The organism is Kribbella sp. NPDC051137, from assembly GCF_040682535.1.
In the GTDB taxonomy this organism is placed as follows: Bacteria; Actinomycetota; Actinomycetes; order Propionibacteriales; family Kribbellaceae; genus Kribbella; species Kribbella karoonensis.
In genome coordinates, this window is sequence record NZ_JBFBBI010000004.1 from 195,938 (window position 1) to 217,549 (window position 21,612).

General features: G+C 69.4%; 19 protein-coding genes. 9 read left to right on the forward strand and 10 right to left on the reverse strand.

Annotated features, from left to right (window positions below):
* Window positions 1-12: 12 nt before the first annotated feature.
* The 3 genes from AB0M51_RS22090 to AB0M51_RS22100 are packed head-to-tail and all read right to left on the reverse strand — an operon-like array spanning window position 13 to window position 1,870.
* Complete coding sequence (locus tag AB0M51_RS22090) at window positions 13-1,047, reverse strand: cation diffusion facilitator family transporter (protein ID WP_363750130.1); 1,035 nt, start codon at window positions 1,045-1,047, stop codon at window positions 13-15.
* A complete protein-coding gene (locus tag AB0M51_RS22095) occupies window positions 1,044-1,430 on the reverse strand; it encodes a metalloregulator ArsR/SmtB family transcription factor (protein ID WP_344195958.1) in 387 nt (128 codons plus the stop codon). Before AB0M51_RS22095 ends, AB0M51_RS22090 begins: the two co-directional genes overlap by 4 nt.
* 20 nt (window positions 1,431-1,450) lie before the next feature.
* Complete coding sequence (locus AB0M51_RS22100) at window positions 1,451-1,870, reverse strand: nitroreductase family deazaflavin-dependent oxidoreductase (protein ID WP_344195956.1); 420 nt, start codon at window positions 1,868-1,870, stop codon at window positions 1,451-1,453.
* A 91-nt stretch (window positions 1,871-1,961) separates the two neighbouring features.
* Here AB0M51_RS22100 and AB0M51_RS22105 point away from each other — a divergent pair, with 91 nt between their 5' ends.
* Entirely contained in the window at window positions 1,962-3,389 is a 1,428-nt protein-coding gene (locus AB0M51_RS22105) for an alpha-amylase family protein (RefSeq protein WP_363750133.1), read from the forward strand.
* A 126-nt stretch (window positions 3,390-3,515) separates the two neighbouring features.
* On the forward strand, window positions 3,516-3,932 hold the full coding sequence (locus AB0M51_RS22110) for an RNHCP domain-containing protein (RefSeq protein WP_344195952.1): 417 nt from the start codon (window positions 3,516-3,518) through the stop codon (window positions 3,930-3,932).
* Here the strand turns inward: AB0M51_RS22110 and AB0M51_RS22115 are convergent.
* From AB0M51_RS22115 to AB0M51_RS22125, 3 genes are all read right to left on the reverse strand, one after another.
* On the reverse strand, window positions 3,905-5,062 hold the full coding sequence (locus AB0M51_RS22115) for a heavy-metal-associated domain-containing protein (protein WP_363750135.1): 1,158 nt from the start codon (window positions 5,060-5,062) through the stop codon (window positions 3,905-3,907). The two genes, AB0M51_RS22110 and AB0M51_RS22115, sit on opposite strands and share 28 nt — an antisense overlap.
* Window positions 5,063-5,172: 110 nt before the next feature.
* Window positions 5,173-7,314: a heavy metal translocating P-type ATPase gene (locus AB0M51_RS22120; protein WP_363750805.1), complete on the reverse strand. Its 2,142-nt coding sequence runs from the start codon at window positions 7,312-7,314 to the stop codon at window positions 5,173-5,175.
* 53 nt (window positions 7,315-7,367) lie between these two features.
* Window positions 7,368-9,335: a cytochrome c oxidase assembly protein gene (locus AB0M51_RS22125; protein ID WP_363750137.1), complete on the reverse strand. Its 1,968-nt coding sequence runs from the start codon at window positions 9,333-9,335 to the stop codon at window positions 7,368-7,370.
* Window positions 9,336-9,474: 139 nt separating this feature from the next.
* On the opposite strand from AB0M51_RS22125, the gene AB0M51_RS22130 reads away from it, so the two are divergent.
* A complete protein-coding gene (locus AB0M51_RS22130) occupies window positions 9,475-10,059 on the forward strand; it encodes a DUF5134 domain-containing protein (RefSeq protein ID WP_363750139.1) in 585 nt (194 codons plus the stop codon).
* Between the two features lies 1 nt (window position 10,060).
* Here the strand turns inward: AB0M51_RS22130 and AB0M51_RS22135 are convergent, their stop codons facing one another.
* Window positions 10,061-11,167 (reverse strand): substrate-binding domain-containing protein, encoded by a 1,107-nt coding sequence (locus AB0M51_RS22135; protein ID WP_344195944.1) that lies wholly within the window; start codon window positions 11,165-11,167, stop codon window positions 10,061-10,063.
* A 145-nt stretch (window positions 11,168-11,312) separates the two neighbouring features.
* On the opposite strand from AB0M51_RS22135, the gene AB0M51_RS22140 reads away from it, so the two are divergent.
* Genes AB0M51_RS22140 through AB0M51_RS22160 form a run of 5 tightly spaced genes read left to right on the forward strand, consistent with a single transcriptional unit; the run spans window position 11,313 to window position 17,833 of the window.
* The gene (locus tag AB0M51_RS22140; protein WP_363750142.1) at window positions 11,313-12,599 is read left to right on the forward strand and encodes an extracellular solute-binding protein; all 1,287 of its coding nucleotides are present in this window, start codon (window positions 11,313-11,315) and stop codon (window positions 12,597-12,599) included.
* Window positions 12,596-13,546, forward strand: coding sequence for a sugar ABC transporter permease (locus AB0M51_RS22145; protein WP_363750144.1), 951 nt, complete (start codon window positions 12,596-12,598; stop codon window positions 13,544-13,546). The genes AB0M51_RS22140 and AB0M51_RS22145 overlap by 4 nt, the downstream gene beginning before the upstream one ends.
* 12 nt (window positions 13,547-13,558) lie before the next feature.
* Window positions 13,559-14,434, forward strand: a complete 876-nt coding sequence (locus tag AB0M51_RS22150) for a carbohydrate ABC transporter permease (protein ID WP_363750146.1) — start codon at window positions 13,559-13,561, stop codon at window positions 14,432-14,434.
* A 12-nt stretch (window positions 14,435-14,446) separates the two neighbouring features.
* Window positions 14,447-15,448 carry a hydroxyacid dehydrogenase gene (locus tag AB0M51_RS22155; protein ID WP_363750148.1) on the forward strand — a complete coding sequence of 334 codons (1,002 nt, stop codon included), beginning with the start codon at window positions 14,447-14,449 and terminating at the stop codon, window positions 15,446-15,448.
* Window positions 15,449-15,463: 15 nt separating this feature from the next.
* Window positions 15,464-17,833, forward strand: a complete 2,370-nt coding sequence (locus AB0M51_RS22160) for a polysaccharide lyase 8 family protein (protein ID WP_363750150.1) — start codon at window positions 15,464-15,466, stop codon at window positions 17,831-17,833.
* A gap of 43 nt (window positions 17,834-17,876) precedes the next feature.
* On the opposite strand, the gene AB0M51_RS22165 is transcribed toward AB0M51_RS22160, so the two are convergent.
* Entirely contained in the window at window positions 17,877-19,223 is a 1,347-nt protein-coding gene (locus AB0M51_RS22165) for a sulfatase-like hydrolase/transferase (RefSeq protein ID WP_363750152.1), read from the reverse strand.
* A gap of 136 nt (window positions 19,224-19,359) precedes the next feature.
* Here AB0M51_RS22165 and AB0M51_RS22170 point away from each other — a divergent pair, with 136 nt between their 5' ends.
* Window positions 19,360-20,421, forward strand: a complete 1,062-nt coding sequence (locus AB0M51_RS22170) for a HoxN/HupN/NixA family nickel/cobalt transporter (RefSeq protein ID WP_363750807.1) — start codon at window positions 19,360-19,362, stop codon at window positions 20,419-20,421.
* Here the strand turns inward: AB0M51_RS22170 and AB0M51_RS22175 are convergent.
* Both AB0M51_RS22175 and AB0M51_RS22180 read right to left on the reverse strand, forming a co-directional pair.
* On the reverse strand, window positions 20,404-20,961 hold the full coding sequence (locus AB0M51_RS22175; protein ID WP_363750154.1) for a sigma-70 family RNA polymerase sigma factor: 558 nt from the start codon (window positions 20,959-20,961) through the stop codon (window positions 20,404-20,406). The two genes, AB0M51_RS22170 and AB0M51_RS22175, sit on opposite strands and share 18 nt — an antisense overlap.
* Window positions 20,962-21,033: 72 nt before the next feature.
* A complete protein-coding gene (locus AB0M51_RS22180; RefSeq protein ID WP_363750156.1) occupies window positions 21,034-21,570 on the reverse strand; it encodes a hypothetical protein in 537 nt (178 codons plus the stop codon).
* Between the last annotated feature and the right edge of the window lie 42 nt (window positions 21,571-21,612).

Consider the following 21,612-nt stretch of genomic DNA (forward strand, 5'->3'; position numbering starts at 1 on the left):
GGGTACTCATAATCAGTGGTGGTGGGCAACCAGTTCGTGCGCCGCGGATGCCTCCGGGTCGAGCGGTTCGGCGTGGATGGTCGCCGAGGTCAGCCGCCGTACGCCGTGCACGAGGTTGTGCTCGACCTCGTGGCTGAGGTGGTGGGCGTCGACGAGCGAGGTGTTCGTGTCGACGCTGATCCGTGCCTCGGCGCGCAAGCGGTGCCCGAGCCACCGGAGCTGGACACCCTGGACGTCGATGACGCCCGGTGTGGCGCGGATGACCGCTTCCGCCTGGTCGACGAGCGCCGGGTCGACCGCGTCCATCAGCCGGCGGTAGACCTCACGGGCCGCGTCCCGCAGTACGAACAAGATCGCGAGCGTGATCAGCAGGCCGATGATCGGGTCGGCCGGCGGGAACCCGAGCCAGGCACCGACCGCGCTGAGCACGACGGCCAGGCTGGTGAAACCGTCGGTGCGGGCGTGCAGCCCGTCGGCGACCAGCGCGGCCGAGCCGATCCGCTTGCCGGTGCGGATGCGGTACTGCGCGACGATCTCGTTGCCGAGGAACCCGGCAACACCGGCGATGATCAGTACGCCGACGTGCCGGACGTCGGACGGGTGGACGAACCGCGTGACCGCCTCGTAGCCGGCGTACGCCGACGACAGCGCGATCAGGATCACGACGATGATGCCGGCCAGGTCCTCGGCGCGGCCGAAGCCGTAGGTGTACGCGCGGGTCGCGAGCCGGCGGCCGACGAGGAAGGCGATCGCGAGTGGGATCGCGGTGAGGGCGTCGGCGTAGTTGTGCAGGGTGTCGCCGAGCAGGGCGACCGAGTTCGTGTAGATCACGATCACGGTCTGGATCATCGCGGTGACGATCAGGCCGGCGAAGCTGATCTTCAGGCAGCGGATGCCTTCCTGGCTCGCCTCGAGCGCCGTGTCGACCTTGTCCGCACTGTCGTGCGAGTGCGGGACGAAGATCTCCTTGACCTTTCCCAGAAACCCTTCACGGTGCTCATGCCCGTGGCCGTGCCCATGCCCATGCCCGTGGCCGTGCGTGCTCATCGGGCTGTCCGTGGCTCGACGTGAGCCACCGCGCCGGCCGCGCGGTGATGCTCCGGAAAGCCGCCGCTCGAGTGCTCGGCGTGGTAGATCGCGTCCTCGACCAGCTGACTGGCATGCGAGTTCTCGATCCGGTAGAAGACCTGGTTGCCCTGCTTACGGGTCCGCACGAGCCGGGCCATCCGCAGCTTCGCCAGGTGCTGGGACACGCCGGCGGGCGACTTGCCGACGGCTTCGGCCAGTTCGTTGACCGGTTTCTCACCGTCCAGCAGCGCCCACAGCAGCCGCACCCGCGTGGCGTCGGACAGCATCCGGAACACCTCGACCGCGAGCGCCACGTGCTCTTCGCCCGGATCTCGTCGCGGTTGCTTAGTATCTGCGCGCATACGTAGATACTAAGCCACGACTAGCTCCGCGTCAGTGCGAGCACCGGGATCGTTCGGATGCCGGCCGTCTTGACCTCGTACTCGGCGAAGCCGGGGTAGCGCCTGGCCTGCTCCGCGTAGATCCGGTCGCGGTCCGCGCCCTTGACCTCGTGGACGGTGACGTCGTGGGTCTCGGTGCCGACCTCCACGCTCGCGGTGCCGGCCGCGGTGAGGTTGGTGTACCAGTCGGGGTTGGTCGGTGCGCCGGCCTTGCTGGCGAAGACGTAGACGGTCTTCGGATCGGTCTCGTCCGCGAGGTACATCATCGGCGCGACGTACTCCTTGCCGCTCTTCCGCCCGTGGTGGTGCAGAAGAAGGAGCGGCGCGCCCTCGAACGGGCCGCCCACCCGGCCCTCGTTCGCGCGGAACTCGTCGATGGTCTGCTGATTCCAGTCACTCATGTGTGATGTGAACGCGTCCGGGTTCCGCGATATGCCCGTAGCGGTGTGATTTCATGGAGTGACCTCCACCGCCCCCGAGGGAGTTGTGCCGATGCGTCGTCTACTGATCGTGCTGCTGAGCCTGTCGCTGGTCGGTCTGAGCGGTCCCGTGGCGCAGGCGGCGCCCAGCGGGGACCGGGACGTGATCGTCCAGCTCTTCGAGTGGAACTGGAACTCGGTCGCGCGCGAGTGCGGTCAGGTGCTGGGGCCGAAGGGGTACGGCGCGGTGCAGGTCTCGCCGCCGCAGGAGCACGTCGTACTGCCCGGGTCCGGGTACCCGTGGTGGCAGGACTACCAGCCGGTCAGCTACAAGATCGACAGCACCCGGCGCGGGACCCGCAGCGAGTTCGTTGCCATGGTCAACAGTTGTCACGCGGCCGGCGTCAAGGTGTACGTCGATGCCGTGATCAACCACATGACCGGCGGGTCGTCGGGCGGCACCGGCAGTGCGGGGTCGGCGTACAGCCACTACGACTACCCCGGGACGTACCAGGCGCAGGACTTCCACCACTGCGGGCGGAACGGGAACGACGACATCGTCAACTACGACGACCGGTGGGAGGTGCAGAACTGTGAGCTCGTCGACCTCGCGGATCTGGCGACCGAGTCGGACTACGTGCGCGGCCGGATCGCGGCGTACCTGAACGACCTGCTGTCGATCGGCGTCGACGGGTTCCGGCTGGACGCGGCGAAGCACATCCCGGCGACGGACATCGCGGCGATCACCTCCCGGTTGTCGCGTCCGGCGTACGTCTATCAGGAGGTGATCTACGGCGCGGGGGAGCCGATCACGCCGGACGAGTACACCGGGAACGGGGACGTGCTGGAGTTCCGGTACGGGAAGGACCTGGCGAAGATCTTCGACACCGAGAAGCTCGCGTACCTGCGGACGTTCGCCGAGCCGCTGGCGTCGGACCATGCGGTGGTGTTCACGGACAACCACGACACGCAGCGGGGGAGCGGCGTGCTGACGTTCCGGGACAACGGGCGGTACGCGATGGCGAACGCGTTCATGCTCGCCTGGACGTACGGCACGCCGAAGGTGATGTCGAGCTACGAGTACAGCTCGAACGACGAGGGCCCGCCGTCGACGAGCACCGGTCAGACCGTCGACACGACGTGCTTCAGCAACCGCTGGCGGTGCGAGCACGAGTGGCGGGTGATCGCGAACATGGTCGGCTTCCACAACGCCGTCCGCGGCACCGGCGTCACCGAATGGTGGGACAACGGCAACGACGCGATCGCGTTCGGCCGCGGCTCGAAGGGCTACCTCGTCCTGAACGACGAGAGCACCGCCCTGGCCGGGCGGAGCTTCCACACGGACCTGCCGGCCGGCACGTACTGCGATGTCTTCCACGGCGACTACACACCAGGCCACTGCAGCGGGCCGACGTACGCCGTGGACTCGTCGGGCTGGTTCCGCGCCGACCTCGCCGCCACCGACGGCCTGGCCCTGCACGCAGCCGCGAAGGTGTCTTAATCGATTGACGTGCTGTCGGCGGGCTGATCTGCTGGGCGGAGGTGCGCCGGACCGGCCGGTGCGGACCGGAAGGAGGAAGCCGATGTCTGTCCTGTCCTGCAGCTTCGCTCTGAAAGGTTCATCGGTTTGGCATTCGCACGTTCGTTCAGTTGTGAACACTGCGGCGTAGAGGTCTCCCTCGACGCCCCCGGCACCACCCATCGCAATCACTGTCCGAGCTGTCTCTGGTCACGGCACCTCGACCGCAACGTCCCGGGCGACCGCAAGGCGGACTGCTCCGGAGGCATGGAGCCGATCGCGGTCACCGTCCGCGGCGAAGGCCGCTGGGTGCTCATCCACCGCTGCACCAACTGCGGCCGACTGCGGCTCAACAAGACCGCGGGCGACGACAACGCGCTCGCGTTGATGCAGCTCGCGGCGCTGCCGCTGAGCATGCCGTTCATACCCTTCGCCGCGGATCCCACGCCCGCCCGGAAACCCCGGGCCCGCAAGGCCAAGGCCGGCCGGGGAGAGGCTCAGCCGGCCGGTGGTACGACGGTGTAGCCCTGGTCCCGGATCGCCTCGAACGCCTGCTCGCGCACCTCCGCGGACGGGAAGGCAGCCACGACCTGCTTCGAGTCGAGGTCGATCCGGTCCACGGTGGCACCGTGCGACTCGAGCAGGCCGCTGATCGTGTTCGTGCAGTGCGAACAGGTCATATCGGGTACTTCGAACACCTCGGACATGGTGGTTTCCTCCTGAGGGCTTCCAGTGATCCGGACGACGTCGAGCATTCGGACGAACGTCTCGACGAAGACTTCCACGGCGGCGGGGAGCAGCGTGTGCCGTCGCCCGTCGACGGACACCGGCATGTTCGCGAGACACCGCGGCACCTCGGCGTACCTGAGCGGTCTGTACTGCCGAGCGAGCCCTGCGTCTTCCTGGTCGGGCTGGGCCAGCTTGGCGTCCTTCATCGCGCGCAGCAGGGTTCGAGAGGTGCCCGTGTACGCGACACCGCCGTCCGCGCGTGCTTCGAGCGAGACGGGGATCATCCCGCGCCGGTAGGTTTCGGACTGCAGGCCCCAGTGCCAGGTGTTCGCCACGACCCCGAAGATCCCGGACTCCTGCAACCCGCGTGCAAGCTCACCCGGCGTCCGATACGCCGTCTGCCCGGCCAGCCACGAGTGCTGCACCAGCGCCCGCGCCGTGGTCTCGAAGCCGACGTGCAGAATCTCGACCGGATCCTGGTCGGTCGTCGTAGCGGCGAGCACCTCGCGCTCCCACTCCGAGAGAGCAGCGGCTCGTCCACGCACCCCCACGTCCGCGCCAAGCATCCTCCGCAACCCGAGCACCGTCTCCCGGGCAGCAACTGGCACGAGCACGCCCCAGCTCTGTCCACCTGCTCCGTGTGTGGTGGGAGTGCAGTGGCCGACGTTGGTCGTGCCTGCGCTGTCGCGCCATTGGACGCGGTGGGTGGCGCTGGTGACCTGGCCAGGTTCGCAGGGCTCCAAGGCGTTGAGGTAGCGCAGTTGGGCCGGGGTGAGGTGACTGCCGGGGGAAGGGGCGAGTGGTGTGAGGCCGACCGCGAGCTCGAAGGGTGGCGGGAGCTGCTCTGCTGCCGGTAGTTCGCCTGCCACTCTGGCCAGGACCTGTGCTGCCGCCTGGCGGTCGTAACCGCCGTCCGGTTGACCCACGCCGTACCTCCCGCTCGCACGAGAACAACTCCGAGGCCGCGCCACACCGGCACCGACAATTGTTCCCGGGATCCAGCGACGGCGCGGCCGGAGCCGCGTGTCCGGCGGCATCAGGCGTCCGGGTCCCCGAAATTGCGGAGGCGAAGGCTGTTGTAGGTGACGAACAACGAGGACAGCGACATAGCTGCCGAAGCAACAAGCGGGTTGAGCAGGCCGGCGGCCGCGATCGGCACCGCCGCCAGGTTGTAGGCGAACGCCCAGACCAGATTGCGGTGGACGGTACGCCGGGTCCGCCGCGCGAGCCCGATCGCGTCCGGGATCACGCCGAGGTCCTCCCGGACCAGCACGATGTCCGCGGACTTCAGCGCGATGTCGGTCCCCGAGACGACCGCCAGCCCGAGATCGGCGGTCGCCAACGCGGCCGCGTCGTTGATCCCGTCGCCGACCATCGCCACCCGGTGCCCGTCAGCCTGCAGCTCCGCGATCACTCCGGCCTTGTCGGCCGGCAGCACCCCGGCCCGTACGTCGTCGATCCCCAACTCCCCGGCGACCTCCCGCGCGGCCGCCTCGGAATCTCCCGTCAGCAGGACTGTCCGAAGCCCCGCCGCGTGCAACTCCCGCACCGCGTCTCCCGCGGTACTCCGCAGCCGGTCAGCAACGTCCAGCCGTCCGACGACCTGCCCGTCGACCGCCACCCAGACGGCCGGCCCAGCGACAACGTGATCACCGACGTCCACGAGAGTGTGGTTGCCTACGGCCACCTGTTTACCCGTGACGGTGGCGGTCGCGCCCTGTCCCGGGTGGGTCGTGAAGTTCGTGATCGGGTGGGTGGCGACCTGTTCGCCGGCGGCCAGGTCTTCCACGGCCCGGGCGACGGGGTGCTCCGAGCCTCGTTCCACGGAGGCCGCGTAGCCGAGGACCTCCTCGCGGGTGAGGTCCGCGGTGAGTCCGACCGTGGTGACGGTGAGGTCGCCGGTGGTCAGCGTGCCGGTCTTGTCGAGGACGATCGTGTCGATCACGCCGCTGGCCTCGAGGGCATCCTGCCCCTTGATCAGGATGCCGAGTGTCGCGCCCCGGCCGATGCCGACCATCAGAGCGGTCGGAGTCGCGAGGCCCAGCGCACACGGGCAGGCGACGACGAGTACGGCGATCCCGGTACCGACCGCCTGCGCGACCGGCGCACCGGACAGCATCCATCCGCCGGCGACCGCGACGGCGAGCACGATCACCGACGGCACGAACCACACGATGATCCGGTCGACCGTGTGCTGGATCCGCGCCTTCCGCTCCTGGGCCTGTTCCGCGATCGCCGCCATCTGCGCGAGCTGGGTATGGACGCCGACTGCTGTCGCGGTGAGCACCAACCGCCCGTCCGTACTGATGGTCCCGCCGACAACCTGGCCGCCGACCCCGACCGCGCGCGGCACCGGCTCCCCGGTCACCACGCTGGTATCGACCGCTGCCGCTCCCTCGACGACCGTCCCGTCCACCGGAACGATCTCCCCGGCGCGGACCACGACGGTGTCGCCCTTCACCACCTCACCCGTCGGTACGTCGACCTCGGTCGAGTCCCGGACCACCCGCGCGACCGGCGTGGCCAGCCGGCCGATGGCGCCGAACACGTCGGCAGCACGCCGCCGCGACCGCGTCTCGAAGTACCGCCCGGCCAGCTGGAACACGGTCATCCCGGCCGCGACATCGAGATACAGGCTCCCGGTGTCGAGCGACAGCCACCGCGACGTACCGGCTGTCCCGGGCCACAGCACCGACACCGCCGCCCACCCGAACGACACCGCGATCCCGAGCGACACCAGCGTGTCCATGCTGACGGCGCGATGCCGCAGGTTCCGCACGGTCGCGCGATGGAACGGGTACGCCGCCCACGTGACGATCGGCGCCGCCACCAGCAAACAGGTGAGGTCCCACCCGGGAAAGCGCAGCGACGGGACGGCGGCCAGCACGATCGTTGCATCCATCAACGGAATCGCGAGCAGCGTCGCGAGCACCAGCCGCCGTCGCAGTGAGCTGATCCGCCGGGCGGTCAGCTGCTCGGCAAGCTCATCACCCGACTCGGGATCCCGCAGCGTGGCTTGGTACCCCGCCCGGTCGACCGCGGCCGTGGCACGTGCGGTGAGGTCGCCGCCGGAACCGGTGACGATCGCCCGCTCGGTCGCGTAGTTGACGGTCGCCGTCACGCCGTCCAGCTTGTTCAGCGCCCGCTCGACCCGGTTGGCGCAGGCGGCGCACGTCATCCCGCCGACGAGCAGCTCGACGGTCGCGGTGCGTGGTTCCTGATCGGTCAGCGTCACCGGCGCTCCTGGGTCGATTCGGTACGCCGGGCGAGCCGCTGGAGCATCGCGTTGTAGGCGTCGTACGAGTCGTCGAGGCCGTTGTCCAGGTGCCGGTCGATCCGGCGGGCGGCCCGGCCGTCCTGGATCGCCCACTGCAGGGCCAGTACGACGACCACGATCAGCAACGGGATCTCGCTGCCGGCCCAGGCGATCCCGCCCGCGACGTGCTGGGTCGCGGCGAGGTCACGCGCCCAGGGGACCTCGAGATGGTCGTAGAACGACTGGCCGATGACCGCGCCGTCGGACATCAGGATCACGCCGAAGAACGCGTGGAACGGCATCGCCCCGAGCAGTACGGCGAGTTTCGCCAGCGACGGGAGCTGGTGCGGGGTCCGGTCGACCCCGATCACGAGACCGAAGTACAGGCAGCCGACGACCAGGAAGTGCAGGTTCATGAGTTGGTGGGCCCAATGGAACCTCATCAGGGTCCCGAAGGCGTTGGTCAGGTACAACGCATAGTACGAACCGATGTAGACGACGAAGACGAACAACGGGTGGTACAACGCCTGCAGCGGCCGCGAGTGCAACGCAGCGAGAATCCACTCGTGCGGCGGCTCGTTGGCCGGCAGCGCCCGCAGGGCGAGCGTGACCGGGCCGCCGAGCACCAGCGGGACCGGCGCCAGCATGCTCAGCGCCATGTGCACAGCCATGTGTACGGCGAAGTCGGCGCCGGAGTACTTCCCGAGGCCGGAGCTGGTCACCACGATGATGAGCACCCAGCCGAGCGTCCAGGCGATCGTCCGCGCGACGGGCCACCGCTCGCCCTGCCGCGCCAGCCGCCGGACACCCAGGAGGTAACCAGCGATCGCGACGACCGCGGCGGTCACGAACAACAGATTCGGCCGCCATTGCGCGGCCAGCGAACCGAACCCGGGCGCAACCTTCAGGTCGAACCCGAAGAAGATCTGACTGATCGACGCCGGCACGAAGAACTGCGGCGGCGGGATCCGTAGCATCGCCGACCCGGCCGCGGCGAACCCCGCCGCACCACCGGCCAGCAGCACAGCGCCGGCCGTGATCCGGCCTCGGTGCGCCGCGACGAGACCGCCCCCGACAACCCCGAGGCCTACGAACCGCGCCAGACTCAACCACCCGGTCGCACTACCGAGCGGAGACGATCCGGCGAGCTTGAACCAGAGCAGGATTCCCTCGGTCACCACGAGGACGCCGAGCAGCACCCACGCCGTACTCCACCAGTGCGCCCGCTCCAGCGCCCGCACCCGACGCCCGGTCGCGACCCGCAGCACCTGGACCACAACCGACCCGAGCAGGATCTGCCCCGCGAGGGTCTGGAAGATGCCCGCGTCACTCCCGAAGTCGTGCCGTGGACCGACCAGGATCTGCCCGACCACGACCGGCGCCAGCGAACCCACCAGCGCGGCCCAGAGTGCGACGGCGTACCCGATCCAGCGCGCGCTCAGCAGACACGTGACCAGCACCACGACCGCGGCGACGAACGTCACCATCCACGACCGCCCGGCATCACCTGAGAACAGCGCGAACCAGAGCGCGCGCGGATCGGCGAGCTTCCCGAGCGGGTACCCGTTCGAGTCGGCCGAGTCGAACGCGATCAGGAGTCCCGAGCTGATCACCCAGACGGTCGCGGCCCGGCGTACGACGACCGGCTCGAACCATTCCGCGACCTCGAGCTGGCGGCGCGAGGTCTTGTCCTGGACCGGGCGCGCCTTGCCCGCGAACAGCGCCGACGCCAGCGCGCCGACCGTGACGAGCGACGAGAGATCCGCCACGGCCCGGACGAATGTCGCGATCAGCCCGGTCGCGCGGCCGGGGTCGTCGCGGGCGATCGGCAGGTAGCTCGCCGGACCCATCACGCCGGTCGCGACCAGCGGTACGACGACCGCCAGCACGCCGAGCAGAACGACGTACCGGATCAGCCACGGCCGGTGGCGTGTCGGTGCCACGTCTCTCCTGATCTGCTGCGATTGCCTTGAGCCCCCAACACATGAGTACGAAGGACCGCGCCGAACAGTTCCCGGAACTTCGGGCCGTTCGCCGGAGTTGGACAGTACGGTCGCCCCTCGCGAGGAAGGTCCCGCCTCGATGTCGCACGGAATGCTCCCGGACGGTCCGTCGGTCGCGCTGACGGTCGTGTTCGCGGTGTCCGGGCTGTACTGCCTGTGGCGGGTGGCGTCCGGCCGCGGACGCGGGATCGAGACGGTCGTGGACGTGAACCACATCCTGATGAGCCCGGCGATGCTGCTGATGCTGTGGTTGCCGCCGGCACCAGGCATCACCTGGGTGCAGATCGCGCTGTTCTCGGGGTTGGCGCTGGTGTTCTTCCGGCACCTCTCCACCTCGGACGGCGTCACCGCGCGGACGGGCGCGCTGCTCCACGGCGGGATGAACCTGGGCATGGTGTGGATGCTCGCCGTCGGCCTGACCGGCATGTCTGGGATGGCGAGTATGTCGGGTATGGGCCACATGGCGGGCATGGACCACGGCGGAGCTCAGCAGACCTGGACCGGCCTGCTGAGCTGGTCCGTGGCCGGCCTGCTGCTGCTCTCGGCGGCGTGGTGGTTCGCCCGGGCACTCCGGTCCCGCAGCCACCGCATCCTGTGCTGCTGCCACGCCCTAGCCACCGGCGGCATGGCCGCGATGCTCGCCCTGATGGTCCCGGCGCTCTAGGTCAGCCTTCTTCAGTCACGGGCCGGGCGCCGCAGGAGGCGCGGACCACCAGCCGGGGCCGGAGGTGGATCTGGTGGATCGGCAGTGCGTCGCCCAGGCTGAGGCGCTGGAGAAGTACCTGGACGGCGAGCTGCCCGAGCTGGTAGCGGGGCGGGGACACTGCGGTCATCGGCACCTCGGCGACGTCGACGAACTCGTTGTCGTAGGCAATGATGGCGAAGTCGTCCGGCACCGTGAGGCCGGCCCGGCGGGCGGCGCCGAGGATCAGCGATGCCTCCCGGTCGCCGAAGCAGAGCGCGGCGGTGATCCGGCGGGCCCGGAACAGCGCGACGGTCTCGTCGGCGCGCCGTACGGTCCAGTCGAGGATCCGCTGCGGCTCGTGCCGGGTCAGCCCGAAGTCCGCGATCGCCCGCTCGAAACCGGAACTGATCGGCGGCGTGGTCGGCGCCTCGGCGCGGACGGCGAGGCCGATGTCGCGATGACCGAGGTCGTGCAGATGTCGTACGGCGTCGTATGCCCCGCCCTCGTGATCCGTGCAGACGTGCTCCATCGCGTCGCCGGGACCTAGTGCGGCCAGCCGGCGTTCGACGAACACCACCGGCACCGGTAGCTCGAGCAGTTCGGCCACCCGGGCGCGGGGGTCGGCGAGGGCGTGCAGCGTCGGCACGAGCAGCAGGCCGTCCACACCGGCGTCGAGCAGGCCGTTGATCGCGGTGTCCTCGGCGTCCGGGTCGTAGTGCGAACACGCGAGCACCAGCCGCGCGTCGGCCTGGAACAACGCCTTCTCGATGCCCTGCAGCACGCGCGGGTAGTACAGCGCGGTGTCCGGCACCAGCACGCCGATGACCTGCTGCCGTGGTTGCGCCCGGTGGCTGGTCGGCGCGACGAAAGTGCCCGCGCCCTGCCGGCGTACGACGAGACCGTCGGCCGCGAGCTCCTGGTACGCGTGCCGGATCGTGGTGAGCGACAGCCCGGTCTCGGCGGCCAGCGCGTCCTCGGTCGGGAGCTTGCTGTCCGGCGGGTAGGTGTTGTCGAGGATCCGGTGCCGCAGCTCCCGGGCGAGCCGGCGGAACTTCAGCTCGCGCGACGACTGGGGGACTGGCTGCACCGCCTCATGATCACACGCCGGAAAGAGAGGAATGAAGGAGGAATCGATCTCGGCGCGGCAACAGCGCCGGAATCAGTCTTGATTCCTCTTCCGGGACCGCCGCACGGTCTCTCCAAGTCGATCACCCGACGGGAGAGGACCACTCATGAAATCACCAATCGCCGGCCGGATCACCGCGACCTGTACGGCTGCGGCACTCGCGGCGACCGCGCTCGCGGGCTGCGGCTCGGGTTCGGGAGCTGGGTCGAGCGCCGGGAAGGAACTCACCTACTGGTCGATGTGGAAGGACGGCGAGCCGCAACAGACCGCGCTGAAGGCGTCGATCGCCGAGTTCACCCAGCAGACCGGGATCAAGGTGAACGTGCAGTGGCAGGGGCGCGACGTCCTGACCAAGCTGCAGCCGACGCTGATGAACAGTCCGGCCGCGGACCTGATCGACAACCCCTACAACAACGTGAAGTCCAAGATTCCGGCCGGCGGCGCCGAGGACCTGGGCGGCGTCCTCGGCCAGAAGGTGTCCGGCGAGGACAAGACCGTCGGCGAGGTGATCCCGGAGGACCTGCAGAAGCTCGCTGCGGTCGACGGCAAGCACCCGATGCTGCCGTACGTGATCACCTGCAACAGCATCTGGTACAACGGCGCGCGGTTCCCGCAGCTGGCGAAGAACCCGCCGGCGACTTGGCAGGCGTTCCAGCAACTGGTCGGCAAGCAGAAGCTGGCGCTCGACGCGGACATCCCGGGGTACAACGCTTCCTGGTACATCAGCTTGGTGATCGCGAAGCTCGGCGTCGGTTCGTTCCACCAGGCCGCGGCGGACAAGACCGGCGCGACCTGGGACAAGCCGCAGTACGCCGCTGCCGCCGCGCAGGTCGAGCAGCTGGCGAAGGGTCGGTACTTCGCGGACGGGTACAACGCGAGCAAGTTCCCCGCGATGCAGCAGAAATGGGCGACGAACAACGCCGACTTCATCCTGATGGGCTCGTGGCTGCCGAGCGAGGCGAAGACGTACGCCGCCGAGGGCTTCCAGTACCGCACGTTCAACTTCCCGGCCGACGGCTCCCCGAGTACGCCGGTGGCGTGCCAGCCGTCGGGATGGGTCGTGCCCGCGAAGGCCGAGCACAAGCCGGCCGCCGAGCAGCTGATCGCGTTCCTGTACGGGAAGAAGCAGATGCAGTCGTACGAGGACGCGACCGCGTCGCTGATGGCGCGGCAGGACGTCAGCGTGGCGCCGGCCGCCGCGGACATCGCCGCGCTGGTCAAGAAGAACGGCACCTACATGAACGCCGACGGTGTGACCGCCGACTTCTCGGACTGGTGGACCAAGGTGTTCCTGCCGCTCGACGACCAACTGGTGACCGGCAAGCTCTCGGCGGCAGACTTCATCGGCAAGCTGAAGTCGCAGAGCGCCGACTACTGGAAGCGCGGCCAGTGACGGCCGTCGCCGGCGCGGGTACGGCAGTGGTGACCCGCGCCGCGCGGAGCCGGAAAGGCAGCGCGCTGCAGCGCGGGCGCCGACGGCTGTACGTGCCGTTCGTGGCTCCGGCTCTTGCGCTGTACGCGATTTTCCTGCTGGTACCGGTCGCCGCGACCGTGTGGATCAGCCTGCACAAGTGGCCGGGGTACGGCGCGATGGAATGGGCCGGGGTGAAGAACTACCGCTACATGTTCGGCGACCCGGTCTTCCAGCAGGCGTTCGAGAACACGCTGCTGTTGCTGATCGGCGGCGGTGTCGCGACATTCGCGATCAGCTTCGGGCTGACGATGCTGCTCCGCGACCTGGCCGGGCGGTCGACGGTGCGGTCGGTGATCTTCTTCCCGAACATCGTGCCGGCACTGGTGCTGTCGATCCTGTGGGGCTTCCTGTTCCAGGCGGACGGTCTGGTCAACAAGCTACTGCGGGCGATCGGCGTCCAGCATCCGCCGGCGTGGCTGTCGCAGGACCACCAGTACGCGATGATCCTGCTCGGCCTGGTGTGGATCAGCACCGGCTTCTACACCACGGTGATCATGGCCGCGGTCGACCGGATCCCGCCGTACCTCTACGAGGACTGCCTGCTGGCCGGGGCGAACTCGTGGCAGCGGTTCCGGCACGTCACGCTGCCGCTGTCGTGGGACGTGATCGGGGTCTGCTCGGTGTTGTGGACGATCAACTCGATCAAGACGTTCGAGTTCATCCTCGCGATGGCCGGCTCCGCGAGCGGTCTGCCGAGCACGCGGACGTGGACGGTGTCGCTGTACGCGTACGCGACCGCATTCGCGGCGGACGGCGTACCGAGCTACGGGCTCGCCGCCGCCGACGCGATCTTCACCCTCGGCCTGGTGGCCGTGCTCGTCGTCCTGATCCGGCGCGTGATGCGCCGCGACGCCATCCAGTTCTGAGAACGGACCGCCATGAGTACTCTGACCGACCTCCTGCGACGTCCGCCCCGCCCGGCCCGGGCAGGTGCGATCCAGCGCTTCCTCGGTGCCCCGTTGGCCTGGGCACTGGTGGCGTTCGACCTCGCCGTACTGGTCTGGATCCTGCTCAACTCGGTGAAGTCGACCCGCGAACTGCTGGACGCGCCGTGGTCGTTGCCCAAGGCACTTCACTGGGCGAACTTCGGCCGCGCGTGGTCCACCGGCAACTTCGGCCCGGCGGCGGTGAACTCCGTCGTCCTGGTCGCCGGTACCGCCGCGGCCACCGTGCTGCTCGCGGCCCCGGCCGGCTACGCGTTGAGCCGGTTCGGCGCCCGGAGCGCGGGTGCCACGACCTCGCTGTTCGCGATCGGCCTCGGCGTCCCGGCGCAGGCGATCTTCCTCCCGCTGTACGCCGTGATGAGCCACCTCGGGCTGGTGAACAGTCTCTGGGGCCTGTGGTTGCTCTACACCGCGACGTCGATGCCGTTCGCGGTGTTCTTCCTGACCGGATTCTTCCGGTCGTTGCCGATCGAGCTCGAGGAGGCGGCCGCACTCGACGGCGCGAGCCCGCTGTACACCTTCGCGCGGATCATGCTGCCGGTGTGCCGCAGCGGCATTGTCACGCTGGTGCTGCTGAACGTGATCGGGCACTGGGGCGAGACGTTCTTCGCGCTGGTGTTCATCCACGACCAGCAGCTGCAGACGTTGCCGCTGGCGATGCTCGGGTTCCTGCAGCAGATGCAGTACAACGGCGCGGACTGGGGCGGCATGTTCGCCGGGATCGCGATCGTCGTCCTGCCGCTGGTCGGGCTCTACCTGTGGCTCGGTCGCCGGATCATCGAGGGCATGACGCTCGGCTCGGACAAGTAGAAGGGCTCGACCTTGCCTGCACGCAGAACGGCGCTGATCTCGATGAAACCCGAGGTCCGTGCGCTCGCCTTCCCGCCCGACCTGCTCGACCGGCTGCGGCGAGCCGTCGACGTCCAGGACCTGGTCGCGACCGACTTCGGCGATCCCCGGGTACGCAAGGCGTTGGCGGACACCGACATCCTGATCACCGGTTGGGGCTGCCCGCGCGTCGACGCCGCCGTACTCGCCGACGCGCCCCGGCTCGCGGCGGTGCTGCACGCGGCCGGAAGTGTGAAGGGGCACCTCGGGCCGGAGGTGTGGGAGCGGGGGATCGCGGTGTCGTCAGCGGCCGGTGCGAACGCCGTACCCGTTGCCGAGTTCACCGTCGGTGCGATCCGGCTGGCCGGGAAGAAGGCGTTCCGGCTGGCCGCGCGGTATCGCGACAGCGGGCACGAGGACCACACGCTCGACCCGTCGATGGGCAACGCCGCGCGGACCGTCGGCGTCGTCGGCGCGTCCCGGATCGGGCGGCTGGTGCTGCGGATGCTGGCCGGTTCGCCCTACCGGCTGCTCGTCAGTGACCCGTTCCTGAAGCCGGCGGACGCGGCCGCCCTGGGGGCGGAGTTGGTCGACCTGGACACCCTGTTGCGGGCCAGCGACATCGTGTCGCTGCATGCGCCCGCGTTGCCGGAGACCCGGCACCTGCTGGACGTACGGCGGTTGGCGCTGCTGGCTGACGGCGCCGTCGTCGTGAACACCGCACGCGGCTCGCTCGTCGACACGGAGGCGCTGGTCGAGGAGTGTGCCCGCGGGCGCCTCGACGCCGTCCTCGACGTGACCGACCCGGAGCCACTGCCGCTCGGACATCCGCTGCTCACCCTGCCGAACGTCCAGGTCACGCCGCACGTGGCCGGCGCGATGGGCAGCGAGATCCGGTTGCTGGGGGAGTACGTCGTGGCCGAGGCCGAACGCCTCGTCCGCGGCAAGCCGCTGGCCGGCCGGATCACCGCGGGGGACCTTCAGCACATCGCCTGACCAAAGGAGTGCACCATGACGATTTCCCGCCGATCCGTGCTTGGTGGGCTGGGCGCGCTGGGCCTGGCCGCGGCCGTCAGCCGGACATTGCCGGCGATGGCCGTCGACCAGCCCGACTACGCGACGCTGCGTGAACGGTGGATCGACCTGATCACCGGACGCCGCGGCATCGACCCGGCCGACCCTGACTTCGGCAAGCGGCTGGCCGCGATGGACAGTGCGGTCGCCGCAAACCGGGCGAAGCTGGCCAGCCCGGTCGGAACCCGGTCGACCGTGTTCACCAACGTGCCGTTCGGGACGAGCCCGAACCTGACCACGACGTACCGGCAACTCGAGCAGTTCGCGACGGCGTACATGACACCGGGATCGGCCTGGTACGGCGACGCGGGCGTGCTCGCCGACGCCGTCGCCGGGCTGGACGACGCGAACCGGATCTTCTACAACGACCAGATGGCCGAGTTCGGCAACTGGTGGGACTGGGAGATCGGCGCGTCCAAGTCGCTGGCCAACAGCATGGTGCTCCTGAACTCCGAGCTCGGCATCGACCGGTTGAGCCGGTACGCGGCGGCGATCGACCACTTCGTGCCAGATCCGTGGTCGTCGCGCCCGGGGCAGGCGAACCAGGTGATCTCGACCGGGGCGAACCGGGTCGACCAGTGCCAGGCCGTCATCGTCCGGGCGATCGCGGAGCCGGACGAGACCCGGCTGACGCATGCGCGGGACGGGCTGTCGGAGACCTGGCAGTACGTGACGTCCGGGGACGGGTTCTACCGGGACGGGTCGTTCATCCAGCACGGAACGATCGCGTACACCGGGACGTACGGCGGTGTGCTGCTGAAGGGGCTCAGCCTGCTGTTCGCGCTGCTCGCCGGGAGCAGTGTGGACATCGACTCGACGCGGGACGTGCTGTACGCGACGGTGGACGAGTCGTTCGCGCCGGTGATCTACGACTGCCAGATGCTCGACTCGGTCCGCGGACGGGCGGTGTCGCGGACCCAGGAACGCAGCCATGACGACGCGTACATCATCATCGAGTCGATGTTGACGCTCGCGCAGGGCGTCGACGCCGCGACCGCCGCGCGGTGGCGCGGGCTGTGCGCGGGGTGGATCGCGCGGGATACGTACGGAAGCATCCGGACGTCCGCGAGCCTGGCCCGGCTCGCGCTGCTGAAGGACCTGTCCGGCGTCGCGCCGGCCGCCGAACCGGTGGGGCACAAGCTGTTCGCGAGCATGGACCGGGCCGTGCATCGGCGGAACGGCTGGGCGCTGGCGATCTCGATGGCCGGCGAGCGGATCACCTGGTACGAGTGCGGGAACGGCGAGAACAACCGCGGGTACTTCACCGGCAACGGCATGACCTATCTGTACGACCGGGACAACGGCCAGTTCGACGACAACTTCTGGCCGACGGTCGACCGGTACCGGTTGCCCGGGACGACGGTCGACACGACGCCGCTGCCGGACAAGGTCGCGGGGGAGTGGGGCGCCGGGCTGCCGGCGTCGGGGTGGGTCGGCGGCGCCGTGCTGGGCGCGGACGCCGCGATCGGTCAGCACCTGCTCGGGCCTGGCGGTACGGGGCTGAGCGCGCTCAAGTCCTGGTTCTGCTTCGGTGACCTGATCGTTGCCCTGGGCACGGATATTCGCAGCACCAGCGGGAACCGGGTCGAGACCGTCGTCGAGAACCGGAACCTGCACGCGGACGGAACCGCAGGCCTGCTTGTCGACGGCCGTACGACGGTCGCGGACGTCGGGTCGTCGGCGAGCGTACCGGCCCGCTGGGCATATCTCGAGGGCGTCGGCGGCTACGTCTTCCCCGGCGGTACGACGCTGAACGTCAAGCGCGAGGACCGGACCGGGAGCTGGCGTGAAGTGAACACGGGCGGTACGACGGACCTCATCAGCCGCCGCTTCCTCACTCTGTGGCTCGACCACGGTGTGACCGCCGGATCGCAGTACGCCTATGTGCTCGCGCCCGGGGCGAGTGCCGCGCAGACTGCTCAGCTCGCGCAGTCGGCGGAGCTGCAGATTGTCAACAATACGAATGTCGTCCAGGCCGTCCTCCTCGGAAGCCTTGCCGGGGCCAACTTCTGGGCCGCCGGCTCGACCACCTTCCGGCTGCCCGACGGCCAGAAGGTGTCGTTGACTGTCGACAATCCGTGCGCCGTGGTGCTCCGCTGGTCGCGCGGCACGTTGGAGGTGTCGGTGGCCGACCCGACGCAACATGCCTCCGAGCTCCAGGTCACTCTCGGCCAGGCCGGCTGGTCGGTGGTGACCAAGGACCCGACCATCACCGTCGGCGGACCCCGAAAGGACGAGCTCCGCCTGACCGTCAGCACAACGGACGCCCACGGCTCGAGCCACCGAGCAACCTTCACCCAGAACTGACCCACACAGGCGCCGACCGGCATCCACCGGCCGGCGCCTCCTGCTACTTCCACGGGTCGGCGCAGCGGGTCAGTTCTTCGTGGAGCTCGGCCGTCAGCGCGGCGACCTCGTCGGGCCGGTCGGCGGCTACATTCGTCTGCTGGTACGGGTCTTCGGTCAGGTCGTACAGGTAGACGCGCTCGCCGTCCCCTGTGCGCTGCACAACGAAGGTACGGTCGTGGGTGCGGAGCCCGCGGGTGTCCTCAGTGGTGTCCTCGAAGCCGCCAGCCGGGCGTAGGTACAGAGCACGGGTGGGGCGGTCGGCGGCCTCGCCGCGCAGGGCGGCGGACAGGTTCCGCCCCTGCATCTCCGCCGGGACGTCCGAACCCAGCAGCCCGAGGAGAGTCGGTCCGACATCCGGTGCGCTGAGCAGCAGGTCGTCTGCGCCGGCCGGCACCCGTCCGGGCCACCGCAGAATGAACGGCACGAGCAGCGACTCGTCGTACCAGACGTTCTTGAACATCAGCGCGTGGCTGCCGAGCTGCATTCCGTGGTCGGACGTGAAGACGACAATCGTGTTGTCGTCCAGCCCCTCCGTGCTGAGCGCGTCGAGCAGCCGCCCGATCTGCTCGTCGACCCCGGTCATCGCGGCGAAGTACTGCGCCGCGACGGTTGCCGCCTCGTCGGATCCGGCGGGCACGTTCGGACGGACCAGCAGGTCGCGGTCCAGATACTCGTCCAGGTAACGGGACGGCACGGTGTCGAACGGCTGATGCGGCGGGTTGTACGACATCGTCAGCGCGAACGGCGCGCCGTCCTCGTGGTACCGCCGCGCCGCGTCCCGCAGGAACCCGAGCGCGACGTCGGTCTCGTGCTCCGGCGACCAGGCGTCGACGCGCGTCGGCGCCTCACGCGGCGCCGCGTCCGCCCAGTAGTGCGGATGCAGGTGGTCGTCGCAGCAACCGTGGGAGTACCAGAAGTCGAACCCATGCCGGCGCTCCGGCGGCGTGTACGCGTCCCACACGCACCCCTCCCGCACGCCTTCGCCGTAGATCGCATCGTCGTCGGTAGGCGGATCCAGATGCCATTTCCCGACGTACCCCAGGTAATACCCGTCGGCGTGCAGCACGTCCGACCAGCACGTGAGATCGGACCGTAGCCCGACCCCGAGCGGCGCGGTCAGCGAGTTGACGTTCAGCGGTACGCCGTTGCGGAACGGGTACTGCCCGGACATCAGCATCGCGCGATACGGACTGCACACCGGGTAGTTGCTGACCGCGTTCGTGAGCACCGCCGAGTCGGCGGCGAGCGCGTCGAGGTTCGGCGTTCGCACGGGGTCCTGCCCGCGGAACCCGAACGCGCTGCTGCGCCACTGATCGGCCAGCACGAACAACAGATTCGGTCTCTGCACGGTGGGTCCTCTCTCCGGATACGGCACGTGCCCACACGGTCCGGTGCCGCGGCAAAAGGAATCAAGCAGCAATCCGCTCCTGCGACTTGGTTGCATCTGGAGGGCGAAAGGCGTTAACTGACGGTTCGTGAGGCGAATGGGTGTGACCGGGCGGGAGTGGACCGCGGTCGGCGCGATGGTGGGGTTCGTGCTGCTCTTGCACCTGGCCGGTTGGGGCGTGCTGGCGCTGGTGGTGGCGCCGCGGCACTACGCGCTCGGGTCGGCCGGGGTGTTCGGGGTCGGGCTCGGTGTCACGGCGTACACGCTCGGGATGCGGCACGCGTTCGACGCGGATCACATCGCCGCGATCGACAACACCACCCGGAAGCTGATGGCCGACGGGCGGCGGCCGTTGTCGGTCGGGTTCTGGTTCTCGCTCGGCCACTCGACCGTGGTGTTCACGTTGTGCTTCCTGTTCGGCATCGGCGTCCGTGCGCTGGCCGGTCAGGTCGCGGACGGGTCGTCGCGCCTGCAGCAGGTCGCCGGCGTCGTCGGTACGGCGGTGTCCGGCGTGTTCCTGTACCTGATCGCCGCGCTCAACCTCGCCGTACTCGTCGGTGTGGTCAGGGTCTTCCGGCGGATGCGCACCGGCGCGTACGACGAGGCGACGCTCGAGCAGCACCTGAACAACCGCGGCTTCCTGAACAGGATCCTGTCCGGCGTCACCAAGGCGGTGACCCGGCCGTGGCAGATGTACCCGATCGGCTTCCTGTTCGGCCTCGGGTTCGACACCGCGACCGAGGTCAGCCTGCTGGTGCTCGCCGGTGGTGCCGCGGCGTTCAGTCTTCCCTGGTACGCCGTACTCACGCTGCCGATCCTGTTCGCGGCGGGGATGAGCCTGCTCGACACCATCGATGGCTGCCTGATGAACTTCGTCTACGGGTGGGCGTTCGCGAAGCCGGTGCGCAAGGTCTACTACAACATCACGATCACCGGGCTGTCGGTCGCGGTCGCGCTGGTGATCGGCAGCATCGAGCTGATCTCGATCCTGACCGAGAAACTGCACATCGACCACGGTCCACTGGCGGCGGTCGCCGCCGTGGACCTGAACAACGTCGGCTACGCGATCGTGGCGCTGTTCCTCCTCACCTGGCTGGGCGCGCACGCGATCTGGAAGTACGCCCGCATCGAGGAGAAGTGGTCAGGCGGTACTCAGTAGGTTCGCGAGGTCCGTCCGGGCCCGGGCCACTCGCGAGCGGACGGTGCCGATCGGGCAGCCGAGGCGGGCGGCGGTCTGGGCGTACGGGATCCCGGCCAGCTGGGTGAGGACGAAGACCTCGCGGCGGTCGCCGGGCAGCGTGTCGAGCAGTTCGGCAAGCGCGATCCGGTCCTCGAAGCCCGGCAGGTTCCGCGGCTGCGCCTGCTCGGCCGCGAACTGCCAGTCCTGCTGGGCGATCCGCGGCCTGGCGGCCTTCCGGCGCAGGTCGTCGGCGACGGTACGGCGGGCGATCGCGAGCAGCCAGGTCCGCGCCGACGAGCGGCCCTCGAACCGGTGCAGGCTCTTCAGCGCCCGCAGGAACGTCTCCTGGGTGAGGTCGTCGGCGGTCTGCGGATCCGCCGACAGGTGCACGACGTACCGGCGTACGTCGCGGTGCAGGGCGCGGACGAAGTCGTCGAGGGCATCGAGGTCGCCGGAACGGGCGGCCAGGGCGAGCCGGGTCGACGTCTCGTCCGGATCGTGGAACAGGGCAGTAGCCATGTTTGTACGTCCTTCGGAAAGTCCAAGAACCGGCGGCGCGGACGTCCCGCGATACGCCGGTGAGCGGTGGGTCTACACAGCGACGCCGCTCGGCGGACCTCTCGAAGTGATCGCGTGGACGAGGAGCAGCTCCCGCAACGGTGCGGGGGAGTGCGCCGGGGCGATCCGGGGCGGCGTGACGTGCCGGTAGGTGACCAGCCGCAGCGTCAGAAGGACCCGGACGGCGAGTGATCGCACAACCGAGAAGACCGCCCGCTCGCCGTACGCGAGCCACAGACCGCAGGCCGACGCGGCAGCCAGGTGCGCGCCGAACATGCCGAACGACGTCCCGCCGTGCATGTGGCCCATCGGCGCCATCGTCTGCGCGAGCGTGAACACGACGTGCAGCGCGCCTTGCGCCACCAGCGTGCTGACGACGACGAACGGTACGCCGCGCTCCCGGTCGGCGAGGATCCACGCGGTGACGGCCATCCAGCCGAAGGCCATCGGCAATGCCCACCACGGGAGCATCGTTCCGGACATCAGCACGTGCCCGAGACCGGCGAGCAGCACGCAGACGGCCGCGAACATCGCGGCGCGCGCGGCGCGGAACCCCCGGCTCTGGTCCATGGCCGGACCATCCTCGCATCCGGCCTTCCTGTGGGCCACACC

Coding starts and splice junctions, on each gene's coding strand:
- AB0M51_RS22120 (WP_363750805.1), bottom strand. CDS start 7,314: ATGACGTGCGCCGCCTGCGCCAACCGGGTCGAGCGGGCGCTGAACAAG.
- AB0M51_RS22140 (WP_363750142.1), top strand. CDS start 11,313: ATGAAATCACCAATCGCCGGCCGGATCACCGCGACCTGTACGGCTGCG.
- AB0M51_RS22170 (WP_363750807.1), top strand. CDS start 19,360: ATGGGTGTGACCGGGCGGGAGTGGACCGCGGTCGGCGCGATGGTGGGG.
- AB0M51_RS22175 (WP_363750154.1), bottom strand. CDS start 20,961: ATGGCTACTGCCCTGTTCCACGATCCGGACGAGACGTCGACCCGGCTC.
- AB0M51_RS22095 (WP_344195958.1), bottom strand. CDS start 1,430: ATGCGCGCAGATACTAAGCAACCGCGACGAGATCCGGGCGAAGAGCAC.
- AB0M51_RS22150 (WP_363750146.1), top strand. CDS start 13,559: ATGAGTACTCTGACCGACCTCCTGCGACGTCCGCCCCGCCCGGCCCGG.
- AB0M51_RS22090 (WP_363750130.1), bottom strand. CDS start 1,047: ATGAGCACGCACGGCCACGGGCATGGGCATGGGCACGGCCACGGGCAT.
- AB0M51_RS22160 (WP_363750150.1), top strand. CDS start 15,464: ATGACGATTTCCCGCCGATCCGTGCTTGGTGGGCTGGGCGCGCTGGGC.
- AB0M51_RS22180 (WP_363750156.1), bottom strand. CDS start 21,570: ATGGACCAGAGCCGGGGGTTCCGCGCCGCGCGCGCCGCGATGTTCGCG.
- AB0M51_RS22130 (WP_363750139.1), top strand. CDS start 9,475: ATGTCGCACGGAATGCTCCCGGACGGTCCGTCGGTCGCGCTGACGGTC.
- AB0M51_RS22105 (WP_363750133.1), top strand. CDS start 1,962: ATGCGTCGTCTACTGATCGTGCTGCTGAGCCTGTCGCTGGTCGGTCTG.
- AB0M51_RS22100 (WP_344195956.1), bottom strand. CDS start 1,870: ATGAGTGACTGGAATCAGCAGACCATCGACGAGTTCCGCGCGAACGAG.